The following is a 13,884-nucleotide window of genomic DNA, read 5'->3' as shown; positions in this document are numbered from 1 at the left end:
CTGGTTACCGGGGCCGCGTCAGTTACGGGTCAATCAATCAGAAGTCGCCGCCGAAGTCGAAGCCGCCGCCGTCGCCGCCGTCGAACGGGTTGAAGTCGCTGCCCCCGTCGCCGCCGTCTCCGCCGTCGCCTCCACCACCGTCGCCGCCGTCACCACCGTCGGCCATCCCGTCCTGGTAGCCGGCCGCGTAGTCGCCGTACCCGCCGCCGGCGAACATGCCGCCGAGCGCCGTGCCGATGAACATGCCGGTCATCACGCCGCCGAGACCGCCGAACAGGCCCTGCGCGTACGGCGAGTAGGCCGGGCCGGCTTCCCAGTACGGCACCCGCTGCGGGCCGACCATGACCTTGCGGACGTCCGGCTCGGCGCCGGCCCGGACCCGCTCGGCGTCGGCCGCGCAGGCCGGGACTTCCCGCGGCGCGCCGCTGGGCGGTGACCACATCACGTCGACGACGGACGGGCCGTGCTGCGGGTTGAAGAAGCAGGCCGGCCGGCGTTGCGGCAGCGGCTCCCCGTTCACCCGGGCCTTCACGCAGGCCGCGGCGTACCGCCCGTCCTCGAGGATCTCGATCACGTGCTTGATCTGGTCGGCCTGGGTGACCTCGCCGACCGCTTGCTTGGCGGACTCGTAGGCGTCCAGCGCGCGCTGGTAGTCCTGCCGCGCGCCGTCGCCGAGGTCCTTGCCGACCATCTCCAGGTCGAGGTCCTGCAGTTCCTCGCCGAACCGGGTGATGTCCTCGTCGGCGGTCCGTTTCACCGCCTCCAGCTCGGCAGCGGTGATCTCGTGCTGCTGCTTGCTCTGCAGCTGGGTCCGACGGTACGACCGGTACGCCAGAACCGCGATCACCACCACGGCGATGATCAGGATGAGTGTCATGTCGGGCCTCTCTCGGGGGCTCTTTGGACCGAGCCTATCCAATCCCTCAAGGTGCGGACGCCACGCAGGGTGACCGATCGGCCGGAAATGCCGGGAAAGCGGTCCTGGGCAACGCATAATCGAGGAGTCGCGCCGCCCAGCGTCCGTCCGTCCCCCGCCGGAAGGCTGTTCATGGGCAAGACCGCGCGACTGCTCCCGCTCGTACTCACGGCGGCTGCTCTGGTCCCGGCACCGCACGCCCCGGCCGCCACGGCCGCACCGCCGGAAACCGGCGAGATCCCTTCGTACCAAGAGATTCCGCTCGACGGACCATCCGTGCAGGCCCATACCAAACCGTATGGAATGGTCGGCGTCACCTGGCCCGAAGGTGCAGAAGGCGTGGTCGCCAAGGTTCGGGTCGAGCGCGGCGGCAAGTGGACCGGCTGGCAGGACCTGCACGTCGAGGACGGGCACGGCCCAGATCCATTGGTTTCCGAAGGAATCCAGCGTGGTGGTACCGAACCGTTATGGGTCGGGGACGCCACCGGGGTCGAGGCGAGCGCGGTCACCACCGCCGGTACGACGGTCGAGGGCGCGAAGGTGGTCCTGATCCAGCCAGGTGTATTGGCAACTGATGCAGAGGACGACCTGGCCGCGCAATCGAGCGAACCGCGGTCGCAGGAGATCGGGCCCGAGGCGAGCCGGGCGCCGTACCCGATGCCGTTGATGGTCAGCCGTCGCCGCTGGGGTGCCGACGAGCGGCTCCGCGCGCACAACGGCGCGGACTGCGTACGACCCAAGTACACGACCACCGTCCAGGCGGCCTTCGTCCACCACACCGCCGATCGCAACGACTACACGCGTACGCAGGTCGCCGCGATGATGCGCGCGATCTACGCGTACCACGTGAAGAGCCGCGGCTGGTGCGATGTCGGTTACAACTTCCTGATCGACCGGTTCGGCCGGATCTTCGAGGGTCGCGCGGGCGGCGCGCAGTGGCCGGTGCTCGGCGCGCACACGGCGTCCTTCAATGCCGACTCGTTCGGTGTCGCGCTGATCGGGAACTTCGACAAGGCCGCGCCGCCGCCGGTGATGCTGGAGTCCACCGCGCGCCTGATCGCCTGGAAGCTCGATGCGAACTACCGCTCGCCGCTGGCGACGATCGTCCTCGACGGCAGCCGGCTGCACACCGTGTCCGGGCATCGCGACACCAAGGCGACCGACTGCCCGGGAACCCAGCTGTACAACAAACTCGGCTGGCTCAAGCAGCGCGTGAACACGTTGATGAGCGGCAGTTTCAGTACCCCGATCTACCAGTACGCGCGGAGGATCGGGTTCCGGACCGTCGGCCAGCCGTTCTGGGGCGAGCATCCGACGCGTACCGGTTGGGCGACATACTTCGCCGCCCGGGACGTCTTCCATTCCGTTGCCACCGGCCCGCATTCCACCGAGGGCGCGTTCCGGACCAGGTACCGGCGGCTCGGCGCGGGCAGTGCCCGGCTCGGACTGCCGATCACCGACGCGTACCGGGTGCCGGGCGGTTCCCGGCAGAAGTTCCAGCGCGGCTGGCTCGTCTGGGACCGCGGTAGCCGCCAAGTCAGCGTTGTTTACGGGAGAGCATCATGAGGAAAAGTGCGATCGCCGCGGTCGTCCTGTCGTCCACGGTGATCAGTGCGACCGCGCAGGCCCGCGAGATCGATCCGGCCGCCACCGCCGACCCGGCGACCACGATCGCGGGCCGCGGGTTCGGTCACGGCCGTGGGATGTCGCAGTACGGCGCGCAGGGCGCGGCGATCGCCGGCAAGTCGGTCAAGCAGATCCTGGACTTCTACTACCCGGGCACGACGACCGCGAAGGCGACCGGCGGTATCCGGGTCCGGATCAGCGCCGACACCACCGACGGCGTCCGGGTCGGCGCGGTCAGCGGCCTGCAGGTCCGATCGCTTGCCACCGGCAAGGTCTATCCTTTGCCTAGAGCAACTACGCGCGACCAGTGGTCGATCGACCCGAACGGCGAGCACGGGACCAGGCTCAGCTCGTACGACGCGAAGACGAAGAAGTGGACGCTCTACAAGACGTTCACCGGGATGGCGCAGTTCGAGGGCGCGCCGGTGATCGGCCTGGTACTGCCGAGTGGTGCCGTCCGCAAGTATCGCGGCGCCCTTCGCGCGATCGATGTTTCCGGCAACCATCTGGACACCGTGAACGTGTTGCCGCTGGAGCTGTACCTGCGCGGCGTCGTCCCGCGCGAAGCCATCACCAGCTGGAAACCGGCCGCGCTGCAAGCCCAGTCCGTTGCCGCGCGCACCTATTCCGTGTACCACCGGAACCGCGCGTCCGGCCGGGCGTACGACCTGTGCGACACCACGTCCTGCCAGGTGTACGGCGGGTACGACTCGGAGGAAACCTCGACGAACAAGGCGATCGCGGCCACCGCCGGCCAGATCCGGTTGTACAACGGGAAGCCGATCATCGCGGAGTTCTCGTCCTCGAACGGCGGCGCGACGGCGCCCGGCGACGCGCCGTACCAACTGCTCAAAGCGGACGGCTGGGACGCGTACCCGCGGAACGGGAACCCGAACGTCACCTGGACCGTGACCCGGTCCGCGGCCGACCTGCGGGCGACGTTCGACGTCGGATCGATCCGCAGTCTGCGGGTGCTGAAGCGGACCGGCGTGGGTCCGGGCGGCGGCCGGGCGCTGACCATCCAGGCCGTCGGCTCGAAGGGGACGCGGGTGCTGAGCGCGGACCAGGTACGGATTCGGCTGCACCTCCGGTCCGGCTGGATCAGCTTCCCGCCGCGCGCACTTGATATACCAATTAATGTTGACGAAGCGGCTTCTCGCTGAGCCATTGACGCCGCATCGCTGGGCCGGTTAGAACCTTGACATCGCTGTCAACCGCCACCGCCCAGGAGGAGCAGGTCGATGCGCAGGAAATTTGGTATATCAACTCGTCTGGCCGCGGGAGCACTCGCGGTCGCCGTTCTCGGGACGCTGAACGTGGCCACCGCCGACGCCGGTTCGGGGACCGACCCGACCGCGGCAGCGCGGGCGCGCGCGTCGTACGACGCCATCAACAAGTACTTCGACGCGGGGAAGGGCCTGCTGCTCGAGGAGTACCCGAACACACAGTCCAACCCGTACTCGTACGTCTGGCCGTACTCGCAGGCCGCGATCGCCGCGGAGGACCTGGCCGGCGTACCGGGCGCGGGCCGGGCCGGTGCCGCGGAGGCCGATCGGCGGCTGGCCGCGTACGAGTACTACTGGAACGCCGGCACCACGCCGACCGGGTACGACTCGTACGTCCGGCCGCCGAACGGTCAAGGCGGCGACAAGTTCTACGACGACAACGAGTGGATCGGGCTGAACCTGATCCAGCGGTACAAGCGGACCGGTGATCGCGCCGCGCTCGCCCGCGCCAAGGACATCTTCGCGCTGGTCGTGCACGGCTGGGACACGGACCCGTCGCATCCGTGCGCCGGCGGCGTGTACTGGACCCAGGCGCCGTGGAGCCAGGACCGGAACACGATCTCGAACGGGCCGGGTGCCGAGCTCGGCGCACATCTGTACCTGCTGACCCGCGACCGGTCGTACCTGACCTGGGCGCAGCGGATGTACAAGTGGGCGCAGGACTGCATGCTCGCGCCGAACGGTCTGTACTGGGACCACATCGACCTGGCCGGAAAGGTCGAGAAGACGCAGTGGAGTTACAACCAGGGCGTGATGCTCGGGGCCGGTGTTCTGTTGTTCAAGGCAACGGGTGACGCGAAGTACCTGCGGGACGCGAAGTCGGTGGCGAACGCGTCGCTGGCGTTCTACAACACCCCGGAAATCCTTGCGAAACAAGGCGCGGCGTTCAACTCGATCTGGTTCAAGAACCTGTTGATCCTGGACTCGGTCGCTCCCGATTCCAGGTACCGCAAGGCGATGCAGGCGTACGCCGACTCCACCTGGACCACCCTGCGGGACCCGTCGACCAACCTCTACAAGTTCCACGAGGGCTCGGTCGAACTGCTCCAGCAGTCCGGCATCACCCAAGTACACGCCCTACTCGCCTGGCCGCGTTCGAGGTACCACCTGCTCGCCTGAGCCTGTTCTCAGGCGGCAGCGGTTGCTGTCTTGATGTCTACCGGGATGATCGGCGTGCCGTCCTGCGGGCCGTTCTGTGGCGTCACGCCTGCCTCGGCGACCTTGTCGATCAGTTTCAGGCTCGGCGCGTCGATCGTCCCGAAGGCCGTGTACTGCGGCGTCAACCCGGACGCGTCCCCGTACACGATGAAGAACTGACTGCCGTTGGTGTTCGCGCCGGCGTTCGCCATCGCGAGGGTGCCGCGGCCGTACTTCAGCGTCGGGAACACCTCGTCGTTGAAGCTGTAGCCCGGCCCGCCCGACCCGGTGCCCGTCGGGTCACCGCACTGCAGCACCTGCAAGCCCTCGCCCACCGTCAACCGGTGGCACTTGGTGTTGTCGAAGTACTTCTGCCCGACCAGGCTGAGGAAGTTCTTCACCGCGCACGGTGCGAGCGAACTGTCCAGCGTGAGTTGAAGATCGCCGATCGACGTGTTCATGCTGACCTTCGTCGTACCGGACGCCTTCGTCATCCCGTCGGCCGGCAGGTTCACCTTTTTGCTGGCCGGTTCGGTGGACTTCTTGTACGTGCAGCTCACCTCGGCCGCCAGCGGTTTCGGCCGCTTCGGAGCCGGCGCCAGCGCGGTCGGGATGCTGGCCGGTTTGTTGTCCGGCCCGGCTGCCGACTGGTCCGCGGCCGACGGCGTGTTCGACGGCTGCCCCGCCGCGGCCGGCTTGTTGCCGTCACCGTTCCCCACCACCACGAAGACCCCGACGATCACCACGACCACCGCGGCGACCGCCGTGATGGTGATGGCCAGATTCCGCCGCTGCCGGCGGTGCTCGGCGTCCCGCTCGGCCTGCCGCTTGGCCTTGCGCGCCGCCAACTGCTGCTGATGGGTCTTCTTGGACATGCAGGAACCCTCCTCACCGGAATGCCTGGACGGAACTTACAGCGTCAACCTGAGAACTACCTGTTAACCCGCGCGCCGCGGCGGAGAATCGCCGCCCCCCCCCGCGGCTGGAGGTACTCCCGGCTTGGGGCCATTTGAGTGGTTAACCCCCGCGCGTGTCCCTTCACCGGTGGGAGGCGGGTGGTGAAGGGGCGTGCGCGGGGGTTAACCACTCAAATGACCGTGGGCAGGACTGAGGGCGTTGGACTGGTGACCCTCCGTTCGGGCATACTCGGTATCCACATACCGAGTATGCAATGGAGGATGGATGATGAAGAGCTGGATGCGGGTTGGGGCGGTTGTGGTTGGTGGGGCGGCGCTGGTGGTCTCGCCGTTGGCGGCGCAGGCGGCGCCGGTCAAGAGTGGGCAGCCGTACACGCATCTGTTGACCAGCAAGGACTGGAGCACCGGCGGGGCGTACGTTGCGCAGGGTGGGGACGTGACGCTGCAGCTGAGTACGTTGCCGAAGGCCACCGAGGTGCTGATCGAGGAGTGCGACAGCGGGCGTGACCTGGGGGACGGGCATGTCTTCACGAAGCAGGCGTCCACCCAGAAGCTCGCCACCGACGTACCCAAGGGGACGTGCTTCGTGATGCTGCTGCACCCGAAGTCGGGCAACGGCGGCTACTCGGTGAAGGGCACGCTCAGCTACTGACCAAGAGCTACTGACCAAGAGCTACTGACCAAGAGCTACTGACCAAGAGCTACTGACCAAGAGCTACTGACCAAGAGCTACTGATCAAGAGCCGGGGTGCCACGCGACCGTGGCACCCCGCTTCGGTCAGTCCTTGATTTCGCAGATGGGGGCGCCGGCCGAGACGGTGGCGCCTACTTCGGCGGTCAGGCCGGTGACCGTTCCTGCCTTGTGGGCGTTCAGGGGCTGCTCCATCTTCATCGCCTCGAGGACGACGATCAGGTCGCCCTCGGCGACCGTGGCGCCTTCCTCGACGGCGATCTTCACGATCGTGCCCTGCATCGGCGACGTCAGCGAGTCACCGGAAGCGGCCGAACCCTTCGACCCACCGGCGCGCCGGGCCGGCTTCTTCCGCGCCGCGCCACCGGCCCCGCCACCAGCGGCGCCGGCAAGCGCGCCCAGGCCAGCCGGCAGTACGACCTCGAGCCGCTTCCCGCCGACCTCGACCGTCACCTTCTCCCGCTCGGCCTCCTCGGCCGTCTCCGCGACCGGCCCGTCGTACGGCGTGAGCTGATTGTCGAACTCGGTCTCGATCCACCGCGTGTGCACCCGGAACCCGTCCGTCCCGACGAACGCCGGATCCGAAACCACTGCCTGATGGAACGGAATCACGGTCGGCATCCCCTCCACCACGAACTCGCGGAGTGCCCGCCGGGACCGTTCCAGCGCCTGGGTCCGGTCCCGCCCGGTGACGATCAGCTTCGCCACCAGCGAGTCGAACGCGCCCGGCACCGTCTCGCCCTGGTCGTACCCACCGTCCAGCCGAATCCCCGGCCCGGACGGCGCGTGCCACCGCGTCAGCGTCCCGGGCGCGGGCAGGAACCCACGCCCACCGTCCTCGGCGTTGATCCGGAACTCGATCGAATGCCCGGACACCACCGGATCGTCGTACCCGAGTTCCTCGCCCTGGGCGATCCGGAACATCTCCCGGACCAGATCCAGCCCGGTGACCTCCTCGGACACCGGGTGCTCGACCTGCAGCCGGGTGTTCACCTCGAGGAACGAGATCATCCCGTCCTGCCCGACCAGGAACTCACACGTGCCCGCGCCCACGTACCCGGCCTCACGGAGGATCTTCTTCGACGCCGAGTACAGCGTCTCCAGTTGCGCGTCGGTGAGGAACGGCGCCGGCGCTTCCTCGACCAGCTTCTGGTACCGGCGCTGCAGTGAGCAGTCCCGCGTCGACACCACCACAACGTTGCCGTGGGCATCGGCCAGGCACTGCGTCTCGACGTGCCGCGGCTGGTCCAGGTACCGCTCGACGAAGCACTCGCCGCGCCCGAACGCGCTGACCGCCTCGCGGGTCGCCGACTCGAACAGGTCCGGGATCTCCGCGATCGTCCGGGCCACCTTCATGCCGCGGCCACCACCGCCGTACGCGGCCTTGATCGCGATCGGCAGGCCGTACTGTTCGGCGAACGCGACCACCTCGGCCGCGCCGGCGACCGGGTCCGGCGTACCCGGAACCTGCGGCGCGCCGACCTTGTCGGCGATGTGCCGGGCCTTCACCTTGTCGCCGAGCGAGTCGATCGCCGACGGCGGCGGACCGATCCAGATCAGGCCCGCGTCCAGTACGGCCTGGGCGAACTCGGCGTTCTCGGCCAGGAAGCCGTACCCCGGGTGGACGGCGTCCGCGCCGGAGCGGGCCGCCAGGTCCAGGATCTTCGTGATGTTCAGGTAGGTGTCGGCCGGGGTGGAGCCGTCCAGCGCGTACGCCTCGTCGGCGAGCCGGACGAACAGGGCGTCCCGGTCCTGGTCGGCGTACACGGCGACGCTGCCCAGCCCCGCATCGGCGGCGGCCCGGACCACCCGGACGGCGATCTCGCCCCGGTTGGCCACCAGCACCTTGGTGATCTGCTTGCGGTCGGACACGACTGCTCCCTTCGGCTGGCCCGAGTCTAGGGTCAACCGGCCGCTCAGGAGGACAGGGTGTTCCTCACATTGCCGTACCGCCGGACAGGTAGTGCACCGGCGAGACGCCGTACACGTGCGTGATCTCACGCTCAGGTGCACTACCCAGCTGCCGGACACTACCTGTCGAACTGCACGCCTGCCCGGGTCAGCGGTAGGACTTGGAGACCGCGTCGAGCAGTCGTTCGAGCGTGTCGTACGTAGGCGTGTCGGCCACGTCGATCACGTCCTTCGCGACCGGGACCTGGTACCGGCTGACGACGCCCGCGAACTGGGTCTCGTCGGCAGTACGGAAACCGTGTTTCGCGGCCAGCTCCTGCAACTCCGGATCGGTCGACAGCAGGTCACCGAGCTTTTCGCCGTTCGGGTTCAGCGAGATCAGCGTGTGCTTGGACTGCACGGTCGGCGACGGGTACATCAGCACCATGCCGGGCTTCAGCTTGTGCTGTACGGCAGCGTCGACGAACTGTGCTTCGTAGATGTTCACCATCGGCGACTTGCCCATCCCGAGCGCCAGGTAGTCGTCGAACGGGCCCTCACTCGAACTGTCGGTGTAACCCTGGTTCACGAACAGCGGCGCGACCAGTGGCAGTACCTTCTGCTCGTCCGCCGGGCTCTGGACGACGGTGTCGTGGTTGGCGACGTAGCTGACGATCGACAGGAACATCGCCGCCGAGTTCGAGGTGCGCGGGTCGGTGGTGGTGATCAGGATCCGCTTGTTCACCGGGTAGGTGGTGTTGCCGCGGATGTTCGTCCAGCGCCAGTTGGCCTTCGCCAGGTCGACGTACTTGCGGACGTCGAAGTACCAGGTGCCGTTCACCTGCCGGGCGATGCCGGCGGCGGACAGCAGGTCGACGATCGGTTGGAAGGTGGCGATCGCGAGTGGTGACGAGAACACCGCGTACTTCTTGCCGGTGACCGCTGGGCGGCCGGACGCTGGTTGCAGGATGCGCTCGGCCGCGACCGTACTGGACGGGAACGCGAAGTCGTACTTGCCGAGGTCGACCGAGGTCGCGATCTCACGCGATCCGGCGGTGTCGATCTTCACCGCGAGCCCGTGCTTGGCGAGCGCCGCCTGCACGTCGGGGTCCGCGAAGAACCCCCGCTTCTCCGACCCCACCACCCCACCAACAGTCACCACTCCGGGTGCCGGCTGCGCCTGCACGTCCCCACCACTCCGCACCACGACCACAGTCGCCACCACAGCCACCACCAACACCCCAGTCACAACCACCGGCATCACCCCCACCCGCCGCCGCCAAGCACCAAACGCCCCACCACCGGCCGCCTCCGTGCCACCGCCGGCCGCCTCCGTGCCACCGCCGGCCGCCTCCGTGCCACCGCCGGCCGCCTCCGTGCCACCGCCGGCCGCCTCCGTGCCACCGCCGGCCGCCTCCGTGCCACCGCCGGCCGCCTCCGTGCCACCGCCGGCCGCCTTCGCGCCACCGGCTGCCTGCGCCCCACCACCGGCTGCCTTCGCGTCGGCTGGGCCCTCACCCCCTTCATCAGCGCGCTGTGCATGCGCCTCGGGGAGTGCGGTGCCGCCCGACTCACTCTGTCCGTCACCTGCCCCCAGTGTGACGGCCGGTCTGGTCCACTTGGCTTTTCGGGCTTCGGGGGTTTCCTGGGTGGGTTTGGGAGCGAGCTCCGCACGGACTATGCGTTCGATCAGGATCGGTACGTAGTCGCGGACCGGATCGCCCTCGAAGGTGTTCTGGGCGGTGCGGATCGCGGTTTCGATGTCTTCGGGAGTATGTAGGTCGGCAAAGGTTCGGTCAGCCTGTTGGTCAGGTTCTCGATCGCCTTCTGTTCACGAACGGTGTCAAGCTTCAAGGGGATGTCTCCACATCACGATCACTTGAGGCGCCGTACTCAGCGCCCCCGTTGCGGCGCCGCGCACATCTTCCCGTACCCAGAGGTCCAACCGAGGCGAGTTCAACGGTGAACACATAGGCTCGGCGGGAAAGCGTGCAGCCGAGTTCGCGAGGAGTCGTGATGACGGGAATTCCCGAGCCGTTGGCCGGAACCGCACCCGCGGTCTGGGAGAAGCTCGACGACCGATTCGACGGGGTCCACGGTGACAGCCGGCTGGAGCGGTTGTGGACCGGCGGGCGCTGGCTCGAGGGTCCGGTGTACTCACCGGCCGGCCGGTACCTGCTCTGGAGCGACATCCCGAACGACCGCATCCTGCGCTGGGACGAGACGTCGTACCAGGTCTCGGTCTTCCGCCAGCCGGCCGGGAACACGAACGGCCATACCCGCGACACCGAGGGCCGCCTGATCAGCTGTGAGCACGGCAACCGCCGCGTGACCAGGACCGAGCACCATGGCGGCATCACCGTGCTCGCCCACGAGTACGACGGCAAGCGGCTGAACAGCCCGAACGATGTCGTGGTGAAGCGCGACGGCTCGGTCTGGTTCACCGACCCGGCGTACGGGATCGACTCCGACTACGAGGGGTACCAAGGCGAGATCGAGACCGGTGGTTGCCACGTCTACCGAGTTTCGCCGGACGGCCGGCTGACCCGCGTCGCGGACGACTTCAACCGCCCGAACGGTCTTGCCTTCTCGCTGGACGAATCGTTGCTCTACATCACCGATTCCGCCGAGGCGACGATCCGCGTCTTCACCGTCGACGGCGACCGGCTGAGCGGCGGCGAGTTGTTCGCCGAGTGCGGCAACGGTCTCTTCGACGGTATCCGGCTCGACACCCAGGGCCGGGTGTGGGCGTCGGCCGCCGACGGCGTGCACGTGTACCACCCGGACGGCACCTTGCTGGGCAAGCTGCTCGTCCCCGAAACCGTCAGCAATCTCACCTGGGGCGGCCCGAAACGCAACCGCCTGTTCCTCACCGCGACCACTTCCGTCTATTCGCTCTTCACCACCGCCAACGGCGCCCCCGAGGCGTACGGCCCGCGCCGGTAACTCGTTCGCTTTCGGAGCACCTGATGTGCGACGCTGGCCTGCTGACCTGATCCAAGGAGGATGTATGAACATGGTCGGCGTTCAGGTGCCGGAGCACCTGCGGGGACTGGCGGACAGCGTGCTGGCCGAGGCCGAGCGGGATCCGCGGATCGTTGCCGTCATCGCCGGTGGCTCGGTCGCGACCGGCACCGGCGACGAGTACTCGGATCTCGATCTGGTGCTGGTGTGCACACCGGAAGGACAGGCGGGGTGCCTCGCGGAGGCCAAGGAGTTTGCCGGGCGAGCCGGGAAGTTGCTGGCCGGCTTCACCGGTGAGCACGTCGGCGAACCGCGGCTGCTGATCGCGCTGTACGGCCCGCCGTTGGCGCATGTGGATCTGAAGTTCGTCACGATGGACGAGCTGCACGATCGCGTCGAGGACGGCGTCGTACTGTGGCAGCGCGACGACGGTGTCGACCGGGTGTTCAAGGAGTCGGCCGCGCGGTGGCCGCAGGTCGATCCGCAGTGGATCGAGGACCGGATCTGGGTGTGGGTGCATTACGTCGCCGTCAAGATCCAGCGCGGCGAACTGTTCGAGGCGATCGATGCCCTTGGCATGATCCGATCGGCCGCGATCGCACCACTCGCCGGGTACGGGCGTACGTCCCGCCCGGCCGGCGTACGCCGCCTCGAAACGCTGGTTCCGGAGCTCGTACCGGAACTGCGCGCGACGGTCGCGACCGCCGACCAGGCCGACTGCCTGCGCGCGCTGAACGCGTCGGTCGACGTGTACCGCACGGTCCGCGACCGCGCCGGTGCGTCGATCACGCGACGCACGGACGCCGAGAACGCCACGGTCGCGTACCTACAGGCAGCCACACCGCAGCCCTGAACAGCTCCAACCCGGCCCTGAGCGGTTTGCGCCAGGGCCGGGCAGTGTCGGCGACGCCTACAGCTTCTTCAGTTGGTCGATGATGGTGAAGACGGCCAGGCAGCCGAAGGCCAGGAACGCGAACCAGAGCACGGCCGAGCGCCAGGCCGGGATCCGGATCGCGTGCGGGAGCGCCCGGGAGTTCATCCACCAGAGCAGACCTGAGTAGACGAACATCATCGTGCCCGCGGTGCAGGCGGAGATGACGAGCAGGACGAGGGGCTGGGTGACCCCGGCGAGCAGGACGATGATGCCGAAGGCAACCAGCCCCCAGACCAGCCAGAAGTACAGCTTGGACTCGGTGACGCGGGACGTCCGCAGGTACCGGGCCTTGATCATGTCGGAGGTCAGCCGGGACGTGTAGTCGACGATCCCGGCGGCCGCGGCGAACAGCGAGAACGCGCCGATCGCCCAGAACAGGTAACCGAACCACCCGCCGACCAGGGACTGCAGCGTCGTGCCCTCGATCTTCAGGAAGCCGATGTTGTTCTTGACGTTCGGGTCGCCGAACAAGGTGGCGTGGGCAAGCATGGAGGTGAACGCGATCGTCAGCACGGTGATCGCGACGAAGGTCGCCGCCTGCTCGATGTTCGCGAACTTCCACCAGCGCTTCCAGCGGGCCAGGTTGGCGTCGTCGGGCGTGAACGTGTAGCCGTTCGCGGTCGGATCGGCCTCGGTCTCACCGGTCACCGGCGAGGTCAGCCGCGGCACGTGCACGCCCATGCCGAACCCTTTGTCCCGGATCCAGTTGCTCTGCACCAGGTTCTGGCCGCCGCCGGCACCCGCGTACGCGATCGCGCCCATCACCAGCGCGAAACCGAGCTGTTCCGCGGGAAATTGCGGATTCGTCACCGCGTCACCGAGCGCGCCGTACGTCTTGCCGCGGATCGCGAACACCAGCGCGAGAATGACGAGCAGCGCGACGGCCGCGATCTTCACCGCGATCAGCCGCTCCAGCATCACGTACACGACCGGGGCGAGGGTCAGGATCGCGCCGATCAGCAGCAGCATGCCGATCGCGATCCAGCGCGGGTCGCCGCCGCCGAACAGGTAGGTCAGCATGCTCGCCGAGCTCGTCGCCCAGCCGGGCCAGAGGTTCGCGAAGTACGTCATGATCGCGAAGAACAGTCCCCAGTGCTTCCCGTACCGGTTGAAGCCGGTCAGCGCTGTCTCGCCGGTGGCCAGCGTGTACCGCTCGATCTCCATGTTCAGGAACCACTGGATCACGACGCCGACGACGGCGCCCCAGAGGAACACCAGGCCGACCTGGCTGGAGATGTACGGCCAGAGGATGAACTCACCCGAGGCCAGGCCGACGCCGGCGCCGACCATGCCGGGGCCGATGATCTTCCAGGTGCTGCTGGGTGGCTCGGGCAGGTCGCGAACCTGCGGCGCGGGCAGGTTCTTCGTGGGCAGTGCGAATCGTCCGTGGTCGGTTTGTGCGGTGTCTGCCATCGGCTCCTCACTTCCTCGACCCCCTGCCCCGGAGGGTAGCGAATACAGTCGACAACGGCGACCCCACACCGGCGAGTGGCACACTGACGCGCATAGGCGGGGTGTACCAG

At 68.0% G+C, this 13,884-nt stretch carries 11 protein-coding genes and 1 pseudogene; 6 read left to right on the top strand and 6 right to left on the bottom strand.

Features of this window, described 5'->3' with window-relative positions; all coding sequences use genetic code 11:
* Positions 1 to 37: 37 nt before the first annotated feature.
* A complete protein-coding gene (locus HDA44_RS19720; RefSeq protein ID WP_184836532.1) occupies positions 38 to 877 on the bottom strand; it encodes a hypothetical protein in 840 nt (279 codons plus the stop codon).
* A 171-nt stretch (positions 878 to 1,048) separates the two neighbouring features.
* On the opposite strand from HDA44_RS19720, the gene HDA44_RS19715 reads away from it, so the two are divergent.
* The 3 genes from HDA44_RS19715 (at position 1,049) to HDA44_RS19705 (ending at position 4,947) form a co-directional block, all read left to right on the top strand.
* Positions 1,049 to 2,482, top strand: a complete 1,434-nt coding sequence (locus HDA44_RS19715) for a peptidoglycan recognition protein family protein (RefSeq protein ID WP_184836530.1) — start codon at positions 1,049 to 1,051, stop codon at positions 2,480 to 2,482.
* Positions 2,479 to 3,705, top strand: a complete 1,227-nt coding sequence (locus HDA44_RS19710) for a SpoIID/LytB domain-containing protein (protein WP_184836528.1) — start codon at positions 2,479 to 2,481, stop codon at positions 3,703 to 3,705. The genes HDA44_RS19715 and HDA44_RS19710 overlap by 4 nt, the downstream gene beginning before the upstream one ends.
* A gap of 78 nt (positions 3,706 to 3,783) precedes the next feature.
* On the top strand, positions 3,784 to 4,947 hold the full coding sequence (locus HDA44_RS19705) for a glycoside hydrolase family 76 protein (protein ID WP_184836526.1): 1,164 nt from the start codon (positions 3,784 to 3,786) through the stop codon (positions 4,945 to 4,947).
* A gap of 8 nt (positions 4,948 to 4,955) precedes the next feature.
* On the opposite strand, the gene HDA44_RS19700 is transcribed toward HDA44_RS19705, so the two are convergent.
* Complete coding sequence (locus HDA44_RS19700; protein WP_184836524.1) at positions 4,956 to 5,840, bottom strand: peptidylprolyl isomerase; 885 nt, start codon at positions 5,838 to 5,840, stop codon at positions 4,956 to 4,958.
* A gap of 307 nt (positions 5,841 to 6,147) precedes the next feature.
* Here HDA44_RS19700 and HDA44_RS19695 point away from each other — a divergent pair, with 307 nt between their 5' ends.
* A complete protein-coding gene (locus tag HDA44_RS19695; RefSeq protein WP_184836522.1) occupies positions 6,148 to 6,534 on the top strand; it encodes a hypothetical protein in 387 nt (128 codons plus the stop codon).
* A 126-nt stretch (positions 6,535 to 6,660) separates the two neighbouring features.
* Here the strand turns inward: HDA44_RS19695 and HDA44_RS19690 are convergent, their stop codons facing one another.
* From HDA44_RS19690 to HDA44_RS38945, 3 genes and pseudogenes are all read right to left on the bottom strand, one after another.
* Positions 6,661 to 8,445 (bottom strand): acetyl/propionyl/methylcrotonyl-CoA carboxylase subunit alpha, encoded by a 1,785-nt coding sequence (locus HDA44_RS19690; protein ID WP_184836520.1) that lies wholly within the window; start codon positions 8,443 to 8,445, stop codon positions 6,661 to 6,663.
* A 187-nt stretch (positions 8,446 to 8,632) separates the two neighbouring features.
* On the bottom strand, positions 8,633 to 9,685 hold the full coding sequence (locus tag HDA44_RS19685) for a hypothetical protein (protein WP_202887445.1): 1,053 nt from the start codon (positions 9,683 to 9,685) through the stop codon (positions 8,633 to 8,635).
* 453 nt (positions 9,686 to 10,138) lie between these two features.
* Positions 10,139 to 10,246, bottom strand: a pseudogene (locus tag HDA44_RS38945) (three-helix bundle dimerization domain-containing protein); the annotation flags it as partial.
* 233 nt (positions 10,247 to 10,479) lie between these two features.
* Between HDA44_RS38945 and HDA44_RS19680 the strand changes: the two are divergent.
* Entirely contained in the window at positions 10,480 to 11,409 is a 930-nt protein-coding gene (locus tag HDA44_RS19680; protein WP_184836516.1) for an SMP-30/gluconolactonase/LRE family protein, read from the top strand.
* A 64-nt stretch (positions 11,410 to 11,473) separates the two neighbouring features.
* Positions 11,474 to 12,280, top strand: a complete 807-nt coding sequence (locus HDA44_RS19675; RefSeq protein ID WP_184836513.1) for a nucleotidyltransferase domain-containing protein — start codon at positions 11,474 to 11,476, stop codon at positions 12,278 to 12,280.
* A gap of 57 nt (positions 12,281 to 12,337) precedes the next feature.
* On the opposite strand, the gene HDA44_RS19670 is transcribed toward HDA44_RS19675, so the two are convergent.
* The gene (locus tag HDA44_RS19670) at positions 12,338 to 13,774 is read right to left on the bottom strand and encodes an Nramp family divalent metal transporter (RefSeq protein WP_184836511.1); all 1,437 of its coding nucleotides are present in this window, start codon (positions 13,772 to 13,774) and stop codon (positions 12,338 to 12,340) included.
* Between the last annotated feature and the right edge of the window lie 110 nt (positions 13,775 to 13,884).

The organism is Kribbella solani, from assembly GCF_014205295.1.
Classification (GTDB): domain Bacteria; phylum Actinomycetota; class Actinomycetes; order Propionibacteriales; family Kribbellaceae; genus Kribbella; species Kribbella solani.
This window is presented reverse-complemented; position numbering and strand designations above follow the sequence as displayed.

What these genes read in the sequence shown, in the direction of transcription:
- HDA44_RS19720 (WP_184836532.1), bottom strand. Translation starts at nt 877, where the DNA reads ATGACACTCATCCTGATCATCGCCGTGGTGGTGATCGCGGTTCTGGCG.
- HDA44_RS19715 (WP_184836530.1), top strand. Translation starts at nt 1,049, where the DNA reads ATGGGCAAGACCGCGCGACTGCTCCCGCTCGTACTCACGGCGGCTGCT.
- HDA44_RS19710 (WP_184836528.1), top strand. Translation starts at nt 2,479, where the DNA reads ATGAGGAAAAGTGCGATCGCCGCGGTCGTCCTGTCGTCCACGGTGATC.
- HDA44_RS19705 (WP_184836526.1), top strand. Translation starts at nt 3,784, where the DNA reads ATGCGCAGGAAATTTGGTATATCAACTCGTCTGGCCGCGGGAGCACTC.
- HDA44_RS19700 (WP_184836524.1), bottom strand. Translation starts at nt 5,840, where the DNA reads ATGTCCAAGAAGACCCATCAGCAGCAGTTGGCGGCGCGCAAGGCCAAG.
- HDA44_RS19695 (WP_184836522.1), top strand. Translation starts at nt 6,148, where the DNA reads ATGATGAAGAGCTGGATGCGGGTTGGGGCGGTTGTGGTTGGTGGGGCG.
- HDA44_RS19680 (WP_184836516.1), top strand. Translation starts at nt 10,480, where the DNA reads ATGACGGGAATTCCCGAGCCGTTGGCCGGAACCGCACCCGCGGTCTGG.
- HDA44_RS19675 (WP_184836513.1), top strand. Translation starts at nt 11,474, where the DNA reads ATGAACATGGTCGGCGTTCAGGTGCCGGAGCACCTGCGGGGACTGGCG.
- HDA44_RS19670 (WP_184836511.1), bottom strand. Translation starts at nt 13,774, where the DNA reads ATGGCAGACACCGCACAAACCGACCACGGACGATTCGCACTGCCCACG.